General features: G+C 68.5%; 18 protein-coding genes and 6 pseudogenes. 14 read left to right on the forward strand and 10 right to left on the reverse strand.

Features of this window, described 5'->3' with window-relative positions:
- Nucleotides 1-109 precede the first annotated feature (109 nt).
- From WJ438_RS39950 to WJ438_RS39965, 4 genes and pseudogenes are all read left to right on the forward strand, one after another.
- Nucleotides 110-754: a CBS domain-containing protein gene (locus tag WJ438_RS39950; protein WP_406729457.1), complete on the forward strand. Its 645-nt coding sequence runs from the start codon at nt 110-112 to the stop codon at nt 752-754.
- Nucleotides 755-1,220: 466 nt separating this feature from the next.
- Complete coding sequence (locus tag WJ438_RS39955; RefSeq protein WP_007379522.1) at nt 1,221-1,424, forward strand: cold-shock protein; 204 nt, start codon at nt 1,221-1,223, stop codon at nt 1,422-1,424.
- Nucleotides 1,425-1,503: 79 nt separating this feature from the next.
- A pseudogene (locus tag WJ438_RS39960) lies at nt 1,504-2,222 on the forward strand (integrase); the annotation flags it as partial.
- Nucleotides 2,159-2,788 carry an L-lactate permease gene (locus WJ438_RS39965; RefSeq protein ID WP_406729958.1) on the forward strand — a complete coding sequence of 210 codons (630 nt, stop codon included), beginning with the start codon at nt 2,159-2,161 and terminating at the stop codon, nt 2,786-2,788. The pseudogene WJ438_RS39960 and the gene WJ438_RS39965, both read left to right, overlap by 64 nt.
- A gap of 122 nt (nt 2,789-2,910) precedes the next feature.
- On the opposite strand, the pseudogene WJ438_RS39970 reads toward WJ438_RS39965, so the two are convergent.
- Nucleotides 2,911-3,150 (reverse strand): annotated as a pseudogene (locus tag WJ438_RS39970) (IS6 family transposase); the annotation flags it as partial.
- Between the two features lie 67 nt (nt 3,151-3,217).
- On the opposite strand from WJ438_RS39970, the pseudogene WJ438_RS39975 reads away from it, so the two are divergent.
- Together WJ438_RS39975 and cynS are read left to right on the forward strand one after the other, a co-directional pair.
- Nucleotides 3,218-3,700: pseudogene (locus WJ438_RS39975) on the forward strand (carbonic anhydrase); the annotation flags it as partial.
- 105 nt (nt 3,701-3,805) lie between these two features.
- Nucleotides 3,806-4,276 carry a cyanase gene (cynS, locus tag WJ438_RS39980; RefSeq protein WP_406729458.1) on the forward strand — a complete coding sequence of 157 codons (471 nt, stop codon included), beginning with the start codon at nt 3,806-3,808 and terminating at the stop codon, nt 4,274-4,276.
- Between the two features lie 186 nt (nt 4,277-4,462).
- Here cynS and WJ438_RS39985 read toward each other — a convergent pair whose 3' ends face one another.
- Complete coding sequence (locus tag WJ438_RS39985) at nt 4,463-5,134, reverse strand: IS6 family transposase (protein WP_406729959.1); 672 nt, start codon at nt 5,132-5,134, stop codon at nt 4,463-4,465.
- Between the two features lie 196 nt (nt 5,135-5,330).
- On the opposite strand from WJ438_RS39985, the pseudogene WJ438_RS39990 reads away from it, so the two are divergent.
- Both WJ438_RS39990 and WJ438_RS39995 read left to right on the forward strand, forming a co-directional pair.
- Nucleotides 5,331-5,504, forward strand: a pseudogene (locus tag WJ438_RS39990) (transposase); the annotation flags it as partial.
- 154 nt (nt 5,505-5,658) lie between these two features.
- On the forward strand, nt 5,659-5,790 hold the full coding sequence (locus WJ438_RS39995; RefSeq protein ID WP_406729993.1) for a hypothetical protein: 132 nt from the start codon (nt 5,659-5,661) through the stop codon (nt 5,788-5,790).
- A 156-nt stretch (nt 5,791-5,946) separates the two neighbouring features.
- Here WJ438_RS39995 and WJ438_RS40000 read toward each other — a convergent pair.
- Nucleotides 5,947-6,629, reverse strand: a pseudogene (locus tag WJ438_RS40000) (transposase).
- 169 nt (nt 6,630-6,798) lie between these two features.
- Here WJ438_RS40000 and WJ438_RS40005 point away from each other — a divergent pair.
- Nucleotides 6,799-7,308, forward strand: coding sequence for a DUF664 domain-containing protein (locus WJ438_RS40005; RefSeq protein ID WP_406729440.1), 510 nt, complete (start codon nt 6,799-6,801; stop codon nt 7,306-7,308).
- Nucleotides 7,309-7,389: 81 nt separating this feature from the next.
- On the opposite strand, the gene WJ438_RS40010 is transcribed toward WJ438_RS40005, so the two are convergent.
- A complete protein-coding gene (locus WJ438_RS40010; RefSeq protein ID WP_406729459.1) occupies nt 7,390-8,139 on the reverse strand; it encodes an IclR family transcriptional regulator C-terminal domain-containing protein in 750 nt (249 codons plus the stop codon).
- A gap of 121 nt (nt 8,140-8,260) precedes the next feature.
- Here WJ438_RS40010 and WJ438_RS40015 point away from each other — a divergent pair, with 121 nt between their 5' ends.
- The 5 genes from WJ438_RS40015 to WJ438_RS40035 are packed head-to-tail and all read left to right on the forward strand — an operon-like array spanning nt 8,261 to nt 13,382.
- On the forward strand, nt 8,261-9,550 hold the full coding sequence (locus WJ438_RS40015) for an aromatic ring-hydroxylating dioxygenase subunit alpha (RefSeq protein WP_406729460.1): 1,290 nt from the start codon (nt 8,261-8,263) through the stop codon (nt 9,548-9,550).
- A complete protein-coding gene (locus WJ438_RS40020) occupies nt 9,547-10,014 on the forward strand; it encodes an aromatic-ring-hydroxylating dioxygenase subunit beta (protein WP_406729461.1) in 468 nt (155 codons plus the stop codon). Before WJ438_RS40015 ends, WJ438_RS40020 begins: the two co-directional genes overlap by 4 nt.
- The gene (locus WJ438_RS40025; protein WP_406729462.1) at nt 10,011-10,976 is read left to right on the forward strand and encodes a PdxA family protein; all 966 of its coding nucleotides are present in this window, start codon (nt 10,011-10,013) and stop codon (nt 10,974-10,976) included. The genes WJ438_RS40020 and WJ438_RS40025 overlap by 4 nt, the downstream gene beginning before the upstream one ends.
- Nucleotide 10,977: 1 nt before the next feature.
- Nucleotides 10,978-11,985: an FAD-binding oxidoreductase gene (locus tag WJ438_RS40030; protein ID WP_406729463.1), complete on the forward strand. Its 1,008-nt coding sequence runs from the start codon at nt 10,978-10,980 to the stop codon at nt 11,983-11,985.
- 41 nt (nt 11,986-12,026) lie between these two features.
- The gene (locus WJ438_RS40035; RefSeq protein ID WP_406729464.1) at nt 12,027-13,382 is read left to right on the forward strand and encodes an MFS transporter; all 1,356 of its coding nucleotides are present in this window, start codon (nt 12,027-12,029) and stop codon (nt 13,380-13,382) included.
- Nucleotides 13,383-13,565: 183 nt separating this feature from the next.
- Here the strand turns inward: WJ438_RS40035 and WJ438_RS40040 are convergent, their stop codons facing one another.
- The 6 genes and pseudogenes from WJ438_RS40040 to WJ438_RS40065 all read right to left on the reverse strand — a co-directional run bounded on the left by WJ438_RS40040 (nt 13,566) and on the right by WJ438_RS40065 (nt 17,948).
- Nucleotides 13,566-14,285: an IS6 family transposase gene (locus WJ438_RS40040; RefSeq protein ID WP_406729465.1), complete on the reverse strand. Its 720-nt coding sequence runs from the start codon at nt 14,283-14,285 to the stop codon at nt 13,566-13,568.
- A gap of 64 nt (nt 14,286-14,349) precedes the next feature.
- A pseudogene (locus WJ438_RS40045) lies at nt 14,350-14,643 on the reverse strand (serine/threonine protein kinase); the annotation flags it as partial.
- Nucleotides 14,644-15,023: 380 nt separating this feature from the next.
- Complete coding sequence (locus tag WJ438_RS40050; RefSeq protein ID WP_406729466.1) at nt 15,024-15,692, reverse strand: hypothetical protein; 669 nt, start codon at nt 15,690-15,692, stop codon at nt 15,024-15,026.
- 112 nt (nt 15,693-15,804) lie between these two features.
- Entirely contained in the window at nt 15,805-16,524 is a 720-nt protein-coding gene (locus WJ438_RS40055) for an IS6 family transposase (RefSeq protein WP_406729467.1), read from the reverse strand.
- A 229-nt stretch (nt 16,525-16,753) separates the two neighbouring features.
- Complete coding sequence (locus WJ438_RS40060; protein WP_406729468.1) at nt 16,754-17,326, reverse strand: hypothetical protein; 573 nt, start codon at nt 17,324-17,326, stop codon at nt 16,754-16,756.
- A 64-nt stretch (nt 17,327-17,390) separates the two neighbouring features.
- On the reverse strand, nt 17,391-17,948 hold the full coding sequence (locus WJ438_RS40065; RefSeq protein WP_406729469.1) for an RNase H family protein: 558 nt from the start codon (nt 17,946-17,948) through the stop codon (nt 17,391-17,393).
- Nucleotides 17,949-17,968: the final 20 nt, after the last annotated feature.

The raw sequence follows: 17,968 nt of genomic DNA on the forward strand, positions 1-17,968 counted from the left end.
ACGGCACTGGTCGCCGGGGCGGCGCGGTGCTGTCATGAGGAGGGAAGACGGCGTGGACGAGCCGGCAAGGGCGCGGCCGCCCCGTCGCACAGCGGAGGAGGCCGATGACATGCTGTACCGCCGCACGGTCGGTGACGTGATGACCGAGGAGGTCGTCACCTTCCGCCCCACCACACCGCTGCAGGAGGTCGCCGCCCTGCTGGACGCGAACGACATCGTCGCGGCCCCGGTCGTCGACGAGGACGGCGCTCCCGTCGGCGTCGTGTCCGCGTCCGACGTGCTGCGGCACGAGACCGGCCTGCCCGATCCGCAGGGTCGGGACGGGAACGACGAGCGCTCCTGGGGCAAGGCCCGGGCCCGGACCGCGGGCGCGCTCATGAGCAGTCCCGTCTTCACCGCCCGCGCCGACTGGACGATCCCCCGGGCCGCGCGGGAACTCCGCAGGCGGCACGTCAAGCAGTTGCCGGTGGTCGGCGACGACGGGCTCCTCACCGGCATCGTCACCCGCAGCGACCTGCTCGACGCCTTCCTCCGCTCCGACGTCGAGATCCGCGGCGAGGTCGAGCGGGACGTCCTGGGGCGCCTCCTCGGCCTGGACGAGGGCACCGTCGCGGTCGAGGTCCGGGACGGGGTCGTCACCCTGCGGGGACACGTCCCGGAACCGCGGCTGGTTCCGGTGGTCGTGGGCCTCTGCCAGGGCGTCGACGGTGTCGTCGCCGTGGACGCCCACCTCGCCGCCGCCCGGGCGGGCTAGAAGTTCTGCCCCTGGGAGTCCGGCCGCAGCACAGGACGTGAAGGATCCCATGCCGGCGTACTTCCGCCGCCGACTGTCCGAGGCGTCGCGGGCGACGTCGACGCCGACTTCGACCACCGGCTCGGGCCGGACCAGGGTGACTCCTAAGGTGTTGTTCGTGCCGCACCCGGCGGAGAACGACCAGCCGTTCCATGGATGGCCGGCGCCCGGCCGGAGCGAGTAGGCCGGCGAACCTGCTGCTGGTTGTCCGGGTGAACCATGATCGCCTCCCGCGATCGGCGGCCGCGTCGTTAGCAGCTGCCGACCGCGCGGTGTAGCGTCGTTATCCAGCAGTCGTGGTTCCGAAGTCCCGTTCGCCCGTGATCACGATCATGGGCGTTTTTGCTGTTCAGCACCTCTCCGGACCAGGGCGATCACCTCCCGGGCCCGCAGGGTGCGAGCCCGGTCTTCCTCGAAGGAGCAGGCCATGGCCAAGGGCACCGTGAAGTGGTTCAACAGCGAAAAGGGATTCGGCTTCATTGAGCAGGAGGGCGGCGGACCTGACGTCTTCGCCCACTACTCCAACATCGCCGCTCAGGGCTTCCGCGAGCTGCAGGAGGGGCAGAAAGTCGAGTTCGACGTCACGCAGGGCCAGAAGGGACCGCAGGCGGAGAACATCCGACCGGCGTGACCCGTACCGTTTGGAAACTCATCGCTGCTGCCCGGAGGGGGTCTGGCGCGGCATCACGGTCTGCTGGAACCCTGTCCGGGTGATCGTCTCACTGGTGTATCGGGTGGTACGCAAGCTGCTCGCGGTTCCGGCGGTGCTGCTGCGCCGGAACCTGGCCAAGGACGCGCAACTGCTGGTGCTGCGCCACGAGAACGCGGTGCTGCGCAGGCAGCTCACGAGTCCGGTGCGATACGAGCCGACGGATCGGCTGTGGTGCGCAGCACTGTCCTCGCTGATCCCCCGGCGCCGGTGGGCGCAGGTGTTCCCGGTGACGCCCGCGACGCGGCCGGCGTGGCACCGCAGGCCAATCACCCGGAAGTGGGACTACAGCAAGCGCCGGAGCAGACCCGGGAGACCGGCGACCGCGAGTGCGGTGAAGGCTCTGGTCCCGCAGCTCGCCCAGCAAAATCCCCGCTGGGGCTGTCGACGGATGCAGGGGGAACTGGTCCGGCTCGGACACCCGGTCGGCTCGACGACGGTCGGGGAGATCCTCACCGCAGCGGGCATCGCTCCAGCCCCACGCCGCAGCGGACCGACGTGGCGCGCGTTCCCGACCGCGCAGGCCGGGGCCTCGTCGCCTGCGACTTCGTCCCCATCGACCTGGCCGGCCTGCGCCGGGTCTACGCGCTGGTGCTCCTCGAACACAGCACACGCAGGCGGCACATCGCCGGAGTGACCGCCCATCCCACCGGGTCCTGGACGGTGCAACAGGCAGGAATCCTCGCCGTCGAGTTGGGCATTCGGGTGGACTCGCTGCGGCCGCTACGGGCACCCACCACGCGATCGAATGGGCCGCAAGCCCTGCGCTCTGGCTGGTCATCGCCGCCGCTGTCGCCGTCGCGACCGCCGGCCTGCCCGCCGCCGATCAGTGGCGCCTCGTGCGGCACGGGCTGAGGCGATGGGTGCCGATCGCCGGGAACGCGCTCGTGTTCATCGCCCTCGGGATCGTCATGGCCGCGACCGGCATGGCCGAGCATCTTGCCACCACCGCAGAGCACTCCGGCTACGGCTTCGTCGCCGCGATCCCCGCCATGGGCGCTCTCGGCGGCTACCTCACCGGCTCGAACACGGGCGCCGCCGCGATGTTCTCCCCCGCCACCACGACCGCCGCCACCGGCCTCGGCGCGAATCCGCTGATCGCACTCGCCGGGCAGAACGTCGCCGGGTCCTTCGCCATCATCGCTTCACCACCGCGGATCGCCCTTGCTGCCGGCGTCGCCCTCGCTCCCGGCGAACGCCTCCCACGAGCCATGAGCGCCATACTGCTCGGCGCCGTCGCCGCGACAGCACTCATCCTCGGCGTCATCGTCCTGAGCCTTGCCTGAACTTTGGAAGGAACCCCGTCGAATGCCATGCCCTGCATCCCTGAGCGTCGATGACTTCGTGAAAGACACCGCCCTTGGGCGGCCCTCCTCCGGGACCGGGGGCTTCGTGTCAGTGCCGGTGGCCAGCAGTCACCGTCGGCCGCGGGCCGGGGCCAGCGGCGGCGCAATCCGTTCGTGTAGGCCCGGCCGAACTTGGCGCACCAGCGCCGGACGGTCTCGTGGGAGACGATCACGCCGCGCCCGGGCATCAGCTCCCCGGCCTCGCGGAAGCCGAGCGGGAGGCGGACGTACCGCCCCACGCAGTGGGAGATGATCACCATCGGGTACCGGTGCCCCTTGTACGACGGCGGCACGGACGACACGAGCGAACCCCCGGCACGATCAACTCCAAGATCATCCCAGGCCGGTCAGCCAACGTGACAACGCCGCTCCGACGCCCGCGTCGCCCCGGTACTGATCACGGACAGTGAGCCAGGCGAGCTGTTCGTCATCCGCGCCGCCGGCAACCTGGTGCCCGCCCATATCTCTGGCGCGGACGGGGTGGCGGCCAGCATCGAGTACGCCGTCACCGTCCTCGGAGCCACGGACATCGTGGTGTGCGGACACTCCGCCTGCGGTGCGATGACCGTCCTGGCCGAGGGCCACGACCTGCCCGGCACCCCAGCGATCGCCGACTGGCTGCGCCACGCGGACGCCTCCGAGGCCCGTACCACCGCAGCCCCGGTCGCGGCGAGAAGGCGGCCGCCCTGGTACCGGAGAACGTCACCACCCGGCTCGCCAACCTGGCCACACGCCCCTCGGTTGGTCTATGCGCTGGCGCACAACACGGCTACCCTGCACGGCTGGGTCTACGATATCCCCACCGGCACCGTCGAAGAAGCTGGCGCCCTTGGCACCGCTGTGGCGGCCTGACCGCACGACCTGATCCCCGAGCACCGGTCCCGGATCACCCACCACCTTGCAAGCTCGCCGCCTCGCCCTTCTGCGGGCCAGCACATCGGATAAGGGAAACCTCTCATGGTGCACGCTCAGTTCGACCCCACCGCCCGTCAGCAGCTGGCCATCGCCGCAGTTGAGGCCAAGACCCGCCGGGATGTGTCCTGGCAGCAGATCGCGGACGCCGCAGGCCTGTCGGTCACCTTCGTCACCGCCGCCATTCTGGGCCAGCACGCCCTGCCCGCCGACGCCGCGAAGGCCGTCGCCGAGCTACTGGGCCTGGACGACGACGCGGTGATGCTGCTCCAGACCATCCCCACCCGCGGCTCGATCGGGGACAGTGTTCCGACCGACCCGACGATCTACCGCTTCTACGAGATACTCCAGGTCTACGGCACCACCCTCAAGGCCCTGGTGCACGAGCAGTTCGGTGACGGCATCATCTCCGCGATCAATTTCAAGCTGGATGTGAAGAAGGTCGCCGACCCCGAGGGCGGCGAGCGGGCGGTCATCACCCTGGACGGCAAGTACCTGCCCTACAAGCCCTTCTGACCCTCCCCGGGGCGGGGCCGGAACCCCCAGGCTCCCGCCCCCGCCCACGTCTTCCCGCGAGATGCCCAGATGCCGCGCGAGCGCCCGGATCGGTATCTGCTCAGCCCAGGGCACTGTCACGTTGTTGGGTATGGGGTTGTCTGGCGGCGTGTCGGGGCGTGCTGGGGCCGGGTTCCGGCTCCGCGCTCAGGCCGTGGCGGGCAGGCCGGCGGTGCCGGTGACCTGCTCCCAGATCGCGAAGCGGACGGTCATCTCGGCGCGGTGGTCGGGGGCGGTCATCAGGTGGCGTCGGGGCCGGAAGTGGGGTGAGATGCCGCTGAACGCGGACAGGAACCGCTGGGCTCCGCCGACGCTGCGGAAGCCCTTCAGGGCGCGCTCGCGCTGCCTCGTCGGCTGGTGGCTGTTCTCGGCCCGGTTGTTGAGGCCCTTGTGGGAGCGGTGCTCGACGGAAGGCATCACCGCGCGGTGGGCGGCGCCGTAACTGCGGAGCTTGTCCGTGACCACCACCCGCGGCACCGAGCGGGTCTTCTTGAGGAGCTTGCGGAAGAAACGCCTGGCCGCAGCCTTGTCGCGTCTGTTCTGCACGAGGATGTCCAGCACGTTGCCGTGCTGGTCCACCGCGCGCCACAGGTACTTCAGCTCCCCGTTGATCCTGACGAAGACCTCGTCCAGGTGCCACTTGTCGCCCGGCCGCACACGCCGGCGGCGCAGGCCGTTGGCGTAGGCCTGCCCGAACTTGACGCACCAACGCCGGACGGGCTCGGGGGAGACGAGCACACCGCGCCTGAGCATCAGCTCCTCCACCTCGCGGAAGCTGAGCGGGAAGCGGAAGTACCGCCAGACGCAGTGGGAGATCATCTCGACCGGGTACCGGTGCCCCTGGTACGACGGCGGCGTACTGCCCACGGACAACCCCCTCCGCCATAACCAACCCGAAGATCATCCCATCCGGTCAGCCAACGTGACAGTGCCCGTCAACCAGCTGACGGCCCGCATCGAGGAGGCGATGACCCCTTTTCGCCCGGCGCTGGACCTGCTGGACACGATCCCGGGAATGAACCAGGCGGTAGCGGAAGTGATTGTGGCCGAGACCGGGGGTGACATGGCCCGGTTCCCCTCGGCCAGGCACCTGGCCTCCTGGGCCGGGCTGTGTCCGGGGCGCCACGAATCGGCCGGCCGAGTCCGCAGTGCCCGGGTCCGGCCCGGCAACCCCTACCTGCAAGGGGCGCTGGCGATGGCCGCGTTCGGAGCGGCACGGACCAAGGACTCCTTCCTGCAGGCACGCTACAAGGGGCTGACCGCTCGCCGCGGCCCGATCAAGGCGCTGGTCGCCGTCGAGCACTCGATCAATCACCGCGATCTGGCACATACTCAACGACAACGTGCCCTACCACGAGCTCGGCAGCAGCTACTTCACCCAACGGGATCCCGAGCGGGCCGCAGGCCGAGCCGTGTCCCGGCTGAACGAACTCGGCTACCGCGTCACCCTCGACCCGCTGGGCGCCGCTGGATGAACGAGCGTGTCCGAAGCCCGGCGGAGACGACTCCGACCGGGCCGATACCCCTGCCCGAGAGAGCACCCACCTGCAGTTATTTACGCGTCAGAGTCAAGTTAAGCGTTGTCCCGTAAATGATCTACGGCATGCCGGTTGACCAGCGTTGTTCCCCGGTCACCCGGCGAGGGCGAGGTTGTGGAGGCGGGCGATGCCGAGCATGGCGTAGTGGACGCCGTCGCCTTTGAGACGGCAGTCGCGGAGGATCTTCCAGGTCTTCATGCGGGCGAAGACGTGCTCGATGCGGGCGCGGACCTTGCGGTGGGAGCGGTTGTGGTCCTCTTTCCAGGCCGGGAGTTCGCTCTGGCCGGGTGCGCGGCGGTGCGGGATGACCAGGCCGGTGCCGCGGTAGCCGCCGTCCGCGATCACCGTGGTGGGGCGACGGCGGCCTTCGCGCCGGACAGCTCCCACGCCGTGCAGTCGTTGCGGTTGCCGGGCAGTGGCCGGCCGACGGCGACGACGAGCCGGGTGTCGGCGTCGATGACGACCTGGTGGTTGGTGGAGTACCGGTAGTTCTTGGACTGCTCGGCGATGGTGTGGTCGCGGGTGGGGACCAGGGTGCCGTCCACGATCAGCACGGTGTCCCTGCGGAACCGTTTGCGCTGCTGGAGGGCGAGCTGCGGCCCGAGGTGGTTGATGATGCGGTCGGCGGCCGACTTCGAAATACCGAACAGCGGGGCGAGTTGGCGCAGGGTGAGGTTGGTGCGCCAGTAGGCGGCGACCAGCAGCACCCGGTCCTCCAGCGGCAGCGACCACGGTCGGCCCCGCCGCACCTCGTCCGCGCCCTCGCGGCGCAGCATGGTGATCAGCTTGCCGAACTGGCAGGGGCTCAACCCGGTGAACGGGGCTATCCAGGACGGCTCGGACGCGGTGATCACTGCTGCCACACCAAGATCATGACAGGTTCGGGTGCTTGATTCGCCGGGCGATGTCCTGCGTTGGGACAGCGTGCCGCGCTACGTTCGGGGGATGCAGCAGTCTTCCGGGCAGGTTCCCGCGCTTCTCGACGGGCCTGGCGTCGACGTCTCCGACGCGCGCGAGCTCCTCTTCGGCTACCTGGAGTGGTACCGCGAGGCGCTCATGCGGAAGATCTCCGGTCTGTCCGACGGCCAGCTCCGTACGCCCGTCGATCCACTGGGCTGGTCGCCGCTCGGTTTGATTCAGCACCTCGGCTGGGTCGAACGCCGCTGGATACGCTGGGGATTCGCTGCCGAGGACGTCCTGGCCTACCCACCCGGCGGAGACGAAGCCGAATGGGGCATCCCCGCCGACAGGCCGACCGCAGAGGTTATGGCCGCCTACCGTGACGAGGTGACCGCGACGACCTCCCTGGTCGCGGCTGCCGGTCTGGCGGACAAGGCCCGCCTCGGCGGCCGCTTCCGGGCACCCGAGCAGGCTCCCTCCCTCGGACGGATCCTCTTCCACCTGCTTCAGGAGTACGCCCGCCACGTTGGCACCTCGACGTCGCCCGAGAACTGATCGACGGGAAGACGGGCGAGTAGCGCCCCGACGAGGCACCGCCAGTCCAATTACGGGACAGCCTTTAGGGGCGAGCGGAAGTCAAAGCTGCCGGCCGAGGAGGCGTGCGTGCTCCTGGATGACGGGAAAGAGCCGTGTTCGCAGTTCGTCGACCGAGACCCGGGCCGCGGCGGCGCTGACCGAGAGGGCGGCGACCGTGGCACCGGAGGAGTCGAGGACCGGGATCGCGATCGAGCGTAGGCCGAGCTCGAGTTCCTCGTCGGTGAGCGCATAGCCGTTGCTGCGCGCCTCCCGTACGCGCTGCGCGATGTCCTCTGGGTGGGTCGGTGTGGTCGGTGTGCGCGCCACCAGCTCCGCCTTCGCGAGTTGCGCGGCCACGTCCTCGTCGGTGAGTCCGGCCAGCAGGACGTGCCCGGTGGCCGAGGCGTAGAGGGGGAGCCGGGCCCCGACGCGTACGCCGGTGTTGAGCATCCGGGTCGTCTCGCTGCGGGCGATGAACAGGGACGCGTCGTCCTGCAGGACGGCCAGCGAGGCGGATTCGTCGACGGTGTCCCGGATCGCGACCAGGTGCGGCTGCGCGAGCTGCGGTAGCTGCGCGGTCTCCTCGTAGGTGGCACCCAGGCGGAGCACGCGTGGGGTCGGCGAGAAGAACTTGCCGTCGAAGGTGACGTAGCCCAGCTCAGTGAGGGTCATCAGGCAGCGGCGCGCGGCCGCCCGGCTCAGTCCGGTCACCCCTGCGGCATCACTGATGGTCAGGCGCGGCGCCTTCGTCCCGAACGCCTCGAGGACAGACAGGCCTTTGGCCAGGCCGGCCATTCCCTCACTGCTCATAGATCCCCCTTGACAGACGTAATACGAGCCACTCTACTGAGCGCTGTTCGTAAAACATACATGTGTGCGCTATCCGAACGCAACAGTCGAGCGTCAAGCGCCGCGTGGTGGAGGAGGATCCATGCCAGAGGGAAACGGGGCGGCGACCGCGATGGCGGCGCGCAGCTGGCCCCGGTCGCTGACCGAGGTGCCGTACTGGGTGTTCCAGGAGGAGGAGGTCTATCAGGCCGAGCAGAAGAACATCTTCCACGGGCCGTTCTGGAGCTACCTCTGCCTGGAGGCGGAGCTGGCCGAGCCCGGTGACTTCTGCGCCACCTTCATCGGTGAGCAGCCGGTGCTGGTGACCCGCGACCACGACGGTGAGATCTACGCCTTCGAGAACCGCTGCGCCCACCGCGGTGCACTGATCGCGATGGAGCACTACGGGCACGCCAGGGACTTCACCTGCGTCTACCACGCCTGGACCTACAACCTCCAGGGCGACCTCACCGGGGTCGCCTTCGAGGAAGGCATCAACGGCAAGGGCGGCATGGGCAAGGACTTCTGCAAGGCCGCGCACAGCCCACGCCGACTGCGGCTGGCCAACGTGCACGGTCTGATCTTCGGCAGCCTCGACAACGACGTACCCGAGATCGAGGAGTACCTCGGTCAGGAGATCCTCGATCGGATCGAGCGCGTGCTCGGCGGCCGCAAGCCGGTCGTACTAGGGCGTTTCACCCAGGAGCTGCCCAACAACTGGAAGCTCTACATGGAGAACGTCAAGGACTCCTACCACGCGAGCATCCTGCACCTGTTCTTCACCACCTTCGGGCTCAACAAGCTGAACCAGAAGGGCGGCATCATCGTCTCGGAGAACGGCGGCCACCACGTCAGCTGGTCGGCAATCAACCGCGAAGCCGAGGCCAAGGCGGCGTCGACATACAAGGACCAGAACATCCGCTCCGACTCGGAGTACCAGCTCGAGGACCCCTCCCTGGTCGACAGCTTCAGCGAGGTCGGCGACGACATCACCCTGCAGATCCTCTCCGTCTCCCCGGGATTCGTCCTGCAGCAGATCCAGAACTCCGTCGCGGTGCGCCAGGTTCTGCCGACCGGGGTCGACACCACCAGCCTCAACTGGACCTACCTCGGGTTCGAAGACGACACCGAAGAGCAGCAGCTGACCCGGATGAAGCAGTCCAACCTGGTCGGGCCAGCGGGCTACGTCTCGATGGAGGACGGTGCCATCGGCGGCTTCGTCCAGCGCGGCATCGCCGGTGCCAGCAGCGAGTTCGCGACCCTGCAGATGGGTGGCGACCAGGCAATCTCCAGCGAGAGCCGGGTGACCGAGGCTTCGATCCGCGGCTTCTGGAAGGTCTACCGCGAGGCGATGGGCTTCAACATCGGCGAGACCGAAGGAGCAGGCAAGTGACGGACGCGTTCACCCGGATCAGCCGGGCGCAGGGCAGCTACGTCCGCGCCATCGACGACGGCCCGATCGAGGACTGGCCCGAGCACTTCACCGACAACGCCTTCTACAAGGTGACCACCGCGGACAACCACCGCCGTGGGCTGCCCGCCGGTGTCATCTGGGCTGACAACAAGGCGATGCTCAAAGACCGAATCTCTGCGCTCAAGGAAGCCAACATCTACGAGCCGCACGCCTACCGGCACCTGCTCGGTCAGCCGGCGATCGTCGAGGAGAGCGAAACCGGCGCGACCAGCGAGACCTCCTTCCTGGTCGTACGGATCACCGGCAACGGCCCCACCGACATCTTCGCCAGCGGCCGTTACCTCGACGAGTACGTCTTCACCAACGGAAGGACGCTACTCAACAAGCGGATCGTGGTCTGCGACAGCTCCCGCATCGACACCTTGCTGGTGCTGCCGCTGTGAGCCGCCTGCTTCTCACCATCGGCGACCCGAACGGGATCGGCCCGGAGATCGCCGCCAAAGCGGTCGCCGAGTCGGGTGCTGCAGCGCCGGTCCTCGTCGGTGACCGCCTCGCGCTCGAAGGACCCGCGAGGCAGGCCGGTCTCACGCTGCGCGACGCCGTTCCCGGTGCGACGGCCGAGGCCGGGGTGTGCGACATCGTCGACGCCGGCGCCCTGGATCCCGCTGACCTACAGATCGGACAGGTAACCGCCGCAGCTGGTGCCGCCACCATTGCCTACGCCAAGCGGGCCGTCCAGCTCGCCATGGACGGTAGCTACGCCGGCGTGGTCGCCTGCCCGCACTCTGAGACCGCAGTGCACCAGGCCGGCATCAGCTTCGCCGGATACCCGCCTTTGATCGCCGAACTCACCGGCACCCCGGTCGACCGGGTCTTCCTAATGCTCGTCGGCGGCGGCGTACGCATCGCGCACGTGACGCTGCACGAGCCGCTCGCCGACGCGCTGGCGCGGCTCACCACCGAACTCGTCACCGAAGCCGGGCTCGCGCTGCACTCCGCCCTGGTCGCCATGGGGATCCCGACCCCGCGGATCGGTGTCTTCGGAATCAACCCGCACGCCGGGGAAGGCGGCCTGTTCGGCACCAACGACCAGGAGATCACCGAGCCGGCGGTCGCGGCCCTGCGTGAGCGCGGGCTGCGGGCGGAGGGCCCGACCGGCGCCGACATCCTGCTCGGCGGCGAACGTGACTACGACGCCTACCTGGCGATGTACCACGACCAGGGGCACATCCCGATCAAGACGCTGGTCGGCCGGACCGCTGCCGCGGTCACCATCGGCGCCGGCGCACCCTTCTCCAGCGTGGGCCACGGCCCCGCCTTCGACATCGCCGGCCGCGGGGTCGCCGACCCCAGCGCGGTGCTGGCCGCGCTGCGCCTGCTCGCCCCGACCGCCCGGGAGCTCTGAAATGACATTCACCGTCAGCGTCAAGGACTCCGAGATCGCCTTCGACTGCGGTCCGGAGCAGAACGTCCTCGACGCCGCCGAGACGGCCGGCTGGGCGATCCCGTACTCGTGCCGCAAGGGCGTCTGCGATACCTGCGTGGGCAGCCTGGTCGCGGGCACATTCGATGTGCCCGGCCGCGGCGAGGTATGCGGCCCGGCCGAGGTGCGGCTGTGCCATGCCCGTCCGAAGAGCGATGTGGAGATCGTGCCGAAGCGGGTCGAGCAGCGTACCCCGCCGGTCCGCAAGCGACTGACCACGACCGTCCACCGGAGGCACCGGGTTGCGCCAGGCGTGACGATCCTCGATCTGCGCTATCCCATCGGGCGACGCACGCCCTTCAGGGCAGGGCAGTTCCTCAACATCATCCTTGACGACGGCGACACCCGGTCGTACTCGCTGGCGAACTCACCGCAGCACAACGACCTGGCTCAGCTGCATGTCCGGCATGAGCCGGGCGGTGTGTTCTCGGCCAGGATCCTGCAGCAGCTGGAATTCCACGACACCGTGGAGATCGAGGCGCCGTTCGGCGAGTTCTTCGTGGAGGACGACGCCGAGGAGCCGATCATCCTGCTGGCCACCGGAACCGGGTTCGCCCCGATGCGGTCGATCATCCTCGACCACGCCGCCCGCCGGCTCACCCGCCCCATCCACCTGTACTGGGGCGCCCGCACCCTCGACGACCTCTATCTGCTCGACGTCGTCGAGACCTGGACCAAGCGCTACCCCTGGCTGCGGTTCACTCCGGTCCTCTCCCGCCCCCACCCGGGCTGGGAAGGTGCGACCGGGCACGTCCAGGACGTGCTCATCGCCGACCACACCGATCTGGGCACCCACCAGATCTATGCCTGTGGCAGCGAAGCCATGACCAAGTCTGCAGCCGATGCGTTGGCGCGCGAGCGCGGCGTGGACCCGGAACGGTTCCACGCCGATGCGTTCGTCTCGGCCGCCGGTGCTCCGGCCGCCGTCTGAGGAACGCCTCAGCCGGCTCCCTCTCCCAGTGGAGTTACTCCATGACTGACACCACCGCAGCGGCCGCGCCGCTGCGTCTCCCCGGGTTCATCGACAGTCGACGACCCAACAGATTCCAGCTCGGCACGGTACTGCTGTGCGGCCTGGTGATGTTCCTCGACGGCTTCGACACCCAGGCGATCAACTACATGGCCCCGGCCATCACCGAGGACTGGGGCCTGACCAAGAGCACGATGGGCTCCATTTTCTCTGCGGCCCTGGTCGGCCTGATGATCGGCTACCTGCTTGTCGCCCCGCTCTCCGACAAGTTCGGCCACAAGCGCCTCGTCATCGTCGGCGTGCTGATCTTCTCACTGTCCACCCTCGCCTCGGTGTGGGTACAGAGTCCCGAGCAGCTGCTGGCGATGCGGTTCATAACCGGCATCGGGCTGGGCGCAGCGACGCCCAGTACGATCGCGCTGACCGCGGAGTACAGCCCCAAGCGCGTCCGCGCCAGCCTGGTGCTGGCCATCTACTGCGGCTTCTCGCTCGGCTTCGTGGCCGCCAACTACGCCGCCGACTGGCTGATCCCCGCCTACGGCTGGCGGGCGGTCTTCGTGGCCGGGGCAGTGGCCCCGCTCGCTCTGGTCCTCGTGCTGCTGTGGCAGCTCCCGGAATCGATCTCCCACCTGCTCCGCCGTGGCCAGACCTCCGCGGCGTACGCACTGTGCCGCCGGATCGACCCCGCCCTGCCGCAGGTGAACGCACCGCAGATCGAGGCCGAGAGCGCCGACCCCGGCAAGCGGGTCAAGCTGCGGCAACTCGTCTCGGGCGGTCAGTTGCTCGGCACCGTGCTGCTGTGGCTGGTCTTCGCGATCAACCTGGCGATGTTCTACGGCCTGCAGAGCTGGATGCCGACCATCCTCAGCGAGCGCGGCTACTCCGCCGCGACCCTGGCCACGGCCGCCTCGATGACCACCGTCGGCGGCATCGTGATCGCCTTCGTCATCGGCCCGGCCATGGACCGGATCGGCTCCTTCGGTGCCCTCGGCACGCTCTATCTCGTCGGCTGCGGCTTCCTGACCCTGATGAGCATCGCCCTCGGCGCTCCGGTCTGGGTGGTGCTGGTCGCGATCTTCTTGATGGGCTGCTCGGTCAGCGGCGGTCAGAAGAGCGTCATCGCCCTCGCCGCGGTCTACTACCCCGAGGAAGTCCGCTCCACCGGTGTCGGCTGGGCGCTCGGCATCGGTCGCGTCGGAGGCATCGTCGGCCCCCTCCTGGTCGGTGCCCTGCTCGCTGCGGGGTGGAGCCATCAGCAGCTGTTCCTCACCCTCGCGATCCCGTCCGCGCTGTGCGGTCTGATCGTGCTCTACCTCGGCCGCCGCGCCAAGGCCGCGGCCGGTTTCCGTTCCCGGTGACGCGCGGAGTGCCGAAGACCGCACGTCGGTCGTTAGGGTCTGCGCGGGGTAGTGCTCTTGGTTTCGGGTGATCGTTTCCGTCGACCGTGATCGAACCGGCAAAACGGCGCTGTCACGTTGTTGGCTGCGTGGGTCTCTGACGATGCGTCGGGGCGTGGTGGGGCCGGGGTTCCGGGCTGGTGCTCAGGCTTCGGCGGGCTGGCTGGCGGCGCCGGTGGCCTGGTCCCAGCTCGCGAAGCGGATGGTCAACTCGGTGCGGTATTCGGGGGCGGTCATCAGGTGGCGGCGGGGTCGGAAGTGGGGTGAGATACCGCTGAACGCGGACAGGAACCGCTGCGCCCCGCCGACCGAGCGGAAGCCCTTCATCGCGCGTTCACGCTGCCGGGTGGGCTGGTGGCTGTTCTCCGCCCGGTTGTTCAGGCCCTTGTGGGAACGGTGCTCGACGGAGGGCATCACCTCGCGGTGGGCCGCGCCGTAGGAGCGGAGCTTGTCGGTGACGACCACTCTCGGCACGGCCCCGATTCCCTTGAGGAGCCGACGGAAGAACCGCCTGGCCGCAGCGGTGTCCCGCCGGTTCTGTACGAGGATGTCGAGCACGGTGCCGTCCTGGTCGACGGCTCGCCACAGGTACTTCTGCTCTCCGTTGATCTTGAGGAAGACCTCGTCCAGGTGCCACTTGTCGCCCGGCCGCACACGCCGGCGGCGCAGGCCGTTGGCGTAGGCCTGCCCGAACTTGGCGCACCAGCGGCGGACGGTCTCGTGGGAGACGAGCACGCCGCGCTGGAGCATCAGCTCCTCCACCTCGCGGTAGGACAGCGGGAAGCGGAAGTACAGCCACACGCAGTGGGAGATGATCTCGACCGGGTACCGGTGCCCCTTGTACGACGGCGGCGCACTGTCCACGGACGACCCCTCCCAGCATGACCAACCAGAAGATCATCCCACCCGGTCAGTCAACGTGACAGTGCCCGTCGACGAGCTCCATCACCAGGAACAGCCGCTCGTATGACGCGTCGAGCACCGCGTCGTACACCTGCGGCACGCCGGGGTGCTGGATGCGCGCGGTGATGCGGGCCTCGCGGCGGAAGCGTTTGGCGAACTCCTCGGCCAGCTGCGGGGAAGTGACCGAGGCCTGCCGGATGAGTTTCACGGCGAGGGGCCGGTCGAGCACGGCGTCGTAGCCGCGCCACACGTCGCCCATGCCTCCGTGGCTGAGCTCTTCCAGGAGTTCGTAACGGTCGGAGATCGCCTCCTGCGGCACCTTGCCCCCGGTGTGCGTGAAGAACGGTCACGGTCAGGGGTCAAGTGTGGCCGGTGTGTCGATCCGCCGTCCAGCGGTCGCGATGCGACAGGGCTCGGGCGCGGCGGCAGGACGTACTCCGCCCGGACCGTCTTGCCGGTGCCCAGTCGTACAGGTGGCTGGGCACCCACGTCTTCGAGGGGGTGGTCGGGCTGCACACGTGGCTGACGGTCGGCGCTCACGCAGCTTTCCTCGTTGCGTTCCTCAACACCATGATCAACAGGTGGCCTCACATATACGCCGACGCCCCCACGAAACCTGCCGCCTTGTCGGATCACGAAGCGCGACCGGAGTACCGGTCCGGCAACTGGGTCGGCGGTACCGGATCCGATGCGACGTTGCTACTTCACGTCTTTGGCCAGGACGGCGACGGCGACCCTGCCCACCACCGTCGTCAGGACGTAGTTGGTCGAGCTACTGAAAGCGACACCTACGCCGGCGGGTATCGCCTTGGCCATCGCCTTCTGGGTGAAGGTGATGGACACCCGCTTGAACAACTGCTTGATTGTGACCAGGGCGGGCCCTTTCAGGTACTGGTAGACCAACTTCTCGGCGATCTTCAGGACCGCTGCCTTGCCACCCTTCGACGCCATCTGTTCTACCGAACCCGCCAACGCGAGCACGAAGGCGAGGTGCTTCTTGTCCTCATTGCTCAGCTCGGTCTCGTACACCTCAACCAGGCACATGCACATGTCGATCTGGAGCTTGAGGGCCGCGGCGATGTCGGTGACACCGCCGCCCAGGACTGCGACCGCCGTCCCGACCCCTGGAATCAAGCTCGGGGCTGCGGTGACCGCCCCGGTGACTGCCGAAAGTTTGGAGTACCGGCCAATTATCTTGGCCGCGATCCGGCGCTTGTCCTCCACGCTCTCGGGCTCCCGCTTGAACTTGGCCTCGAAGGTCGCACGGTACCCGCCCACGAGCTCAGTGGCCGCCTCCGGTGTGATGGCGATCATCTCGACAGCCTTCTGAAGTCGAGACTCTTCGGGCTCGTCCCCCGCGTGGTTCATTGTTTCCCCTCCCGATCCGTTGCACCTCATGAAGAGGTGCTGTCACGTTGTTGGTTTGCAGGTGCCTGACGGTGTGTCGTGGCATGGTGGGGCCCGCGATCCGGGCCTGCGTTCAGGTCGTGGTGGGTCGGTCGGCTGCGCTGGTGATCTGGTCCCAGATCGCGAAGCGGATGGTCATCTCGGCTCGGTAGTCGATTGCGGTCATCAGATGACGGCGGGGCCTGAAGTGAGGCGAGATGCCGCTGAACGCGGCCAGGAACCGCTGGGCTCCGCCGGTGGAGCGGAAGCCCTTCATCGCGCGCTCGCGCTGCCGGGTGGGCTGATGACTGTTCTCGGCCCGGTTGTTCAGGCCCTTGTGCGAGCGGTGCTCGACGGAGGGCATGACCTCGCGGTGCGCCGCGCCGTAGGAGCGCAGCTTGTCCGTAACGATCACCCGCGGCACCGTACGGGTCGTCTTCAGCAGGCGGCGGAAGAAGCGCCAGGCTGCGGCTTTGTCCCGTCGGCCCTGGACGAGAATGTCCAGCACCATCCCGTCTTGGTCGACAGCCCGCCACAGGTACGTCAACTCGCCGTTGATCTTGATGAAGACCTCGTCCAGGTGCCATGTGTCCCCCGGCCGGGGCTGCCGGCGGCGCAGAGCGTTGGCGTAGGCCTGCCCGAACTTGGCGCACCACCGCCGGACCGTCTCATAGGAGACGGTCACGCCGCGGGCGAGCATCAGCTCCTCGACCTCGCGGTACGACAGCGGGAAGCGGTGGTACAGCCACACACAGTGGGAGATGATCTCGACCGAGTACCGGTGCCCTTTGTACGACGGCGGCGCGCTGTCCACGAGCGAACCCCTCCCAACATGATCAACCCGAAGATCATCCCACCCAGTCGGCCAACGTGACAGTATCTGCCACAGGCAGCAAGCGAAGCGAGCACGGCAGCGGCGAGTAGCACGGTATTGGTGATGCGGCGCATCGTGTCCCCCAGAGTGTGTGAAGTCGGTACGCGGCGTGCACGGTTGAACGAACCAAGGCCCACCGTCACGGGTCGGCGGGCCTTGGTCGAAGAGATCAGTAGTTGGCGTTGGCGATGAGGTCGCCATCCTGGCCGTAGACGCTGACGAGCCCGTTCTTGGACTCGTAGCAGGACGTGAACGCGGAAGCGATGAGCTTCGCGTCCCCCTGGTTGTCGCTCATAAGCCCGCCAGTGAAGTCGGTGTAGACCTCAGCCGAGTCCAGGATGTCCTTCCGCTTGTCCGCGCCGGTCACCTTCGTCACGTGCTGGACGGCCTTCTTTTCCGTGGTCGTACCGGACTTGGCGACGCAGGCCTTGAACTGCTCCGCCTGCGTCTTCGTCTTCTGCGCGGGCGTCGCCTCGGCCTTGTCGGACTCCGGCGTGCGGCTGGCGGCGACGGCCTTGTCCTTGGCGCCGGTGTCGGTGGAGTCGCCGCTTCCACCGCCGGCCGCGGCGACGATGCCGATCAGAACGAAGAAGGCGACGACGCCGAGGCAGCCAAATCCGACGATCTTCCCTGCCTTCGACTTCTTCGGCGGCTGCGGCTGGAACGGCGGAACGCCGTAGCCCTGCTGCTGCGGGCCGCCCCAACCGGGCTGGGGCTGCTGCGGGTACTGCTGCTGGCTCATGGTCCCCCCAGGGGATGTAGATGCACCTTGCGGGTGCGTGTGACTTGTGAAGCTGGGATGTGCGTCAGGCGGCCCAGGCGGCGAGGGCGCCTGTAGCCCAGAGCGGGACCAGGCGCGGGAGTTCGGTGGGCGAGACGGCGCCGCGCGCGCAGCGCAGGCCAAGCTTGGCCAGGGAGTCGGCGGCCTCGTTGAGTGGGTGACCGGCGTGGGCCTTCTCGTGGACGAAGGTCAAGTGAGGGGTGTACTCGGTGAGCAACTGCAGCTTGACCAGGCTGGGCTGGCGGTCCTGGGAACGCAGGTGGGTGTCGTAGCCCTCGGGTATGTCCGTCCCGCCCCGCTGCCAGCTGTGCAGGTGCCGCAGCGCCTGCAGGTTGTCCACGCGGACCTCGATGGGCTGGCCGGGGTGCGTGTGGAGGACCGCCTTGAGACCCCAGTACACGGCGCGCAGTTCGGTGACGACCACGCGGGAGCGAGGGTGCACGAGGTACTTCGGGTAGAGGTGAGCGCGCAGACCGGTGTGGCCGGTGGTGGCGAGGTAGCCGGAGGCCACCCGGTCGGGGCCGACCGAGGCGTCCGTGGCCAGCACGATCGGCCCGGCGGCGGCCTTGACCCTGTGGTTCACGCACACCTGGCGGCGAGTGG

This window comes from Streptomyces sp. GD-15H (assembly GCF_045291515.1).
Taxonomy (GTDB): domain Bacteria; phylum Actinomycetota; class Actinomycetes; order Streptomycetales; family Streptomycetaceae; genus Streptomyces.